The sequence below is a fragment of the Streptomyces sp. GC420 genome, from assembly GCF_009916105.1.
Classification (GTDB): Bacteria; Actinomycetota; Actinomycetes; order Streptomycetales; family Streptomycetaceae; genus Streptomyces.
The window spans coordinates 1-3,693 of the sequence record NZ_JAAAXQ010000556.1; the positions used below are offsets into that span (position 1 = coordinate 1).

At 58.4% G+C, this 3,693-nt stretch carries 2 rRNA genes; both read left to right on the forward strand.

Annotated elements, in window-relative coordinates:
- Positions 1–254 precede the first annotated feature (254 nt).
- Positions 255–1,779 (forward strand): 16S ribosomal RNA (locus GUY61_RS36035).
- Positions 1,780–2,081: 302 nt separating this feature from the next.
- A 23S ribosomal RNA gene (locus GUY61_RS36040) occupies positions 2,082–3,693 on the forward strand; the annotation flags it as partial.

A 3,693-nucleotide genomic window follows, 5' to 3' on the forward strand; every position in this document is an offset into this window, starting at 1 on the left:
GGAAACACCGAAGGGAAGCGCCCGGAGGAAAGCCTCGGAGAGTGTTCTGGGGTGAGTACGAAGGAAGCGTCCGTTCCTTGAGAACTCAACAGCGTGCCAAAAGTCAACGCCAGATATGTTGATACCCCGTCTCCAGCATCTGCTGGGGCGAGGTTCTTTTGAGAGAATACACAGCGAGGACGCTGTGAACGGCCGGGATTATTCCTCCTGGCTGTTCCGCTCTCGTGATGTGTCGCCGGGATATCCCGGAAGCATTCACGGAGAGTTTGATCCTGGCTCAGGACGAACGCTGGCGGCGTGCTTAACACATGCAAGTCGAACGATGAAGCCCTTCGGGGTGGATTAGTGGCGAACGGGTGAGTAACACGTGGGCAATCTGCCCTGCACTCTGGGACAAGCCCTGGAAACGGGGTCTAATACCGGATATTACTCTCGCAGGCATCTGTGAGGGTGGAAAGCTCCGGCGGTGCAGGATGAGCCCGCGGCCTATCAGCTTGTTGGTGGGGTGATGGCCTACCAAGGCGACGACGGGTAGCCGGCCTGAGAGGGCGACCGGCCACACTGGGACTGAGACACGGCCCAGACTCCTACGGGAGGCAGCAGTGGGGAATATTGCACAATGGGCGAAAGCCTGATGCAGCGACGCCGCGTGAGGGATGACGGCCTTCGGGTTGTAAACCTCTTTCAGCAGGGAAGAAGCGAAAGTGACGGTACCTGCAGAAGAAGCGCCGGCTAACTACGTGCCAGCAGCCGCGGTAATACGTAGGGCGCGAGCGTTGTCCGGAATTATTGGGCGTAAAGAGCTCGTAGGCGGCTTGTCACGTCGGGTGTGAAAGCCCGGGGCTTAACCCCGGGTCTGCATTCGATACGGGCTAGCTAGAGTTCGGTAGGGGAGATCGGAATTCCTGGTGTAGCGGTGAAATGCGCAGATATCAGGAGGAACACCGGTGGCGAAGGCGGATCTCTGGGCCGATACTGACGCTGAGGAGCGAAAGCGTGGGGAGCGAACAGGATTAGATACCCTGGTAGTCCACGCCGTAAACGTTGGGCACTAGGTGTGGGCAACATTCCACGTTGTCCGTGCCGCAGCTAACGCATTAAGTGCCCCGCCTGGGGAGTACGGCCGCAAGGCTAAAACTCAAAGGAATTGACGGGGGCCCGCACAAGCGGCGGAGCATGTGGCTTAATTCGACGCAACGCGAAGAACCTTACCAAGGCTTGACATACACCGGAAAGCATTAGAGATAGTGCCCCCCTTGTGGTCGGTGTACAGGTGGTGCATGGCTGTCGTCAGCTCGTGTCGTGAGATGTTGGGTTAAGTCCCGCAACGAGCGCAACCCTTGTCCCGTGTTGCCAGCAGGCCCTTGTGGTGCTGGGGACTCACGGGAGACCGCCGGGGTCAACTCGGAGGAAGGTGGGGACGACGTCAAGTCATCATGCCCCTTATGTCTTGGGCTGCACACGTGCTACAATGGCCGGTACAAAGAGCTGCGATACCGCGAGGTGGAGCGAATCTCAAAAAGCCGGTCTCAGTTCGGATTGGGGTCTGCAACTCGACCCCATGAAGTCGGAGTCGCTAGTAATCGCAGATCAGCATTGCTGCGGTGAATACGTTCCCGGGCCTTGTACACACCGCCCGTCACGTCACGAAAGTCGGTAACACCCGAAGCCGGTGGCCCAACCCCTTGTGGGAGGGAGCTGTCGAAGGTGGGACTGGCGATTGGGACGAAGTCGTAACAAGGTAGCCGTACCGGAAGGTGCGGCTGGATCACCTCCTTTCTAAGGAGCATCTAGGTCCCGCAAGGGATCCAGAGCCACTACGTCGGCGAATGTCCGACGGTGGTCAGCTCATGGGTGGAACGTTGACTACTCGGCACAGTGGGTTGATGAGTTCGCTAGTACTGCTTCGGCGTGGAACGTGTGACGCATTGATCGGCTGGGTCGGGCACGCTGTTGGGTGTCTGAGGGTGCGAGCGTTGCTCGCCCTTCGGTTGCCGGCCCCAGTGAACTCGCCCGTATCGGGTGGGGTGGTGGGTGGTTGGTCGTTGTTTGAGAACTGCACAGTGGACGCGAGCATCTGTGGCCAAGTTTTTAAGGGCGCACGGTGGATGCCTTGGCACCAGGAACCGATGAAGGACGTGGGAGGCCGCGATAGGCCCCGGGGAGCTGTCAACCGAGCTTTGATCCGGGGGTGTCCGAATGGGGAAACCCGGCAGTCGTCATGGGCTGTCACCCATACCTGAACACATAGGGTATGTGGAGGGAACGCGGGGAAGTGAAACATCTCAGTACCCGCAGGAAGAGAAAACAACCGTGATTCCGGGAGTAGTGGCGAGCGAAACCGGATGAGGCCAAACCTACGACGTGTGAGACCCGGCAGGGGTTGCGTCGTGGGGGTTGTGGGATCTCTCTTGATCAATCTGCCGGTTGGTCGACGAGTCAGAAACCGTATGAATAGGCGAAGGGCATGCGAAAGGCCCGGCGTAGAGGGTAAGACCCCCGTAGCTGAAATTCTTACGGCTCGTTTGAGAGACACCCAAGTAGCACGGGGCCCGAGAAATCCCGTGTGAATCTGGCGGGACCACCCGCTAAGCCTAAATATTCCCTGGTGACCGATAGCGGATAGTACCGTGAGGGAATGGTGAAAAGTACCGCGGGAGCGGAGTGAAATAGTACCTGAAACCGTGTGCCTACAAGCCGTGGGAGCGTCGCGCATCGAGCTTGCTCGGTGCGTCGTGACTGCGTGCCTTTTGAAGAATGAGCCTGCGAGTTTGCGGTGTGTTGCGAGGTTAACCCGTGTGGGGAAGCCGTAGCGAAAGCGAGTCCGAATAGGGCGGTTCAGTAGCGCGCTCAAGACCCGAAGCGGAGTGATCTAGCCATGGGCAGGTTGAAGCGGAGGTAAGACTTCGTGGAGGACCGAACCCACCAGGGTTGAAAACCTGGGGGATGACCTGTGGTTAGGGGTGAAAGGCCAATCAAACTCCGTGATAGCTGGTTCTCCCCGAAATGCATTTAGGTGCAGCGTCGTGTGTTTCTTGCCGGAGGTAGAGCACTGGATAGGCGATGGGCCCTACCGGGTTACTGACCTTAGCCAAACTCCGAATGCCGGTAAGTGAGAGCGCGGCAGTGAGACTGTGGGGGATAAGCTCCATGGTCGAGAGGGAAACAGCCCAGAGCATCGACTAAGGCCCCTAAGCGTACGCTAAGTGGGAAAGGATGTGGAGTCGCAGAGACAACCAGGAGGTTGGCTTAGAAGCAGCCACCCTTGAAAGAGTGCGTAATAGCTCACTGGTCAAGTGATTCCGCGCCGACAATGTAGCGGGGCTCAAGCGTACCGCCGAAGTCGTGTCATTGGCATATATAGCCCCAACGGGTGTGCTGATGGGTAGGGGAGCGTCGTGTGCCGGGTGAAGCTGCCGTGGAAGCGAGTGGTGGACGGTTCACGAGTGAGAATGCAGGCATGAGTAGCGATACACACGTGGGAAACGTGTGCGCCGATTGACTAAGGGTTCCTGGGTCAAGCTGATCTGCCCAGGGTAAGTCGGGACCTAAGGCGAGGCCGACAGGCGTAGTCGATGGACAACCGGTTGATATTCCGGTACCCGCTTTGAAACGCCCAGTACTGAATCCTCTGATGCTAAGGCCGTGAAGCCGCCTCTGATCTCTTCGGAGTGATGGGGAGTGGTGGAGCCG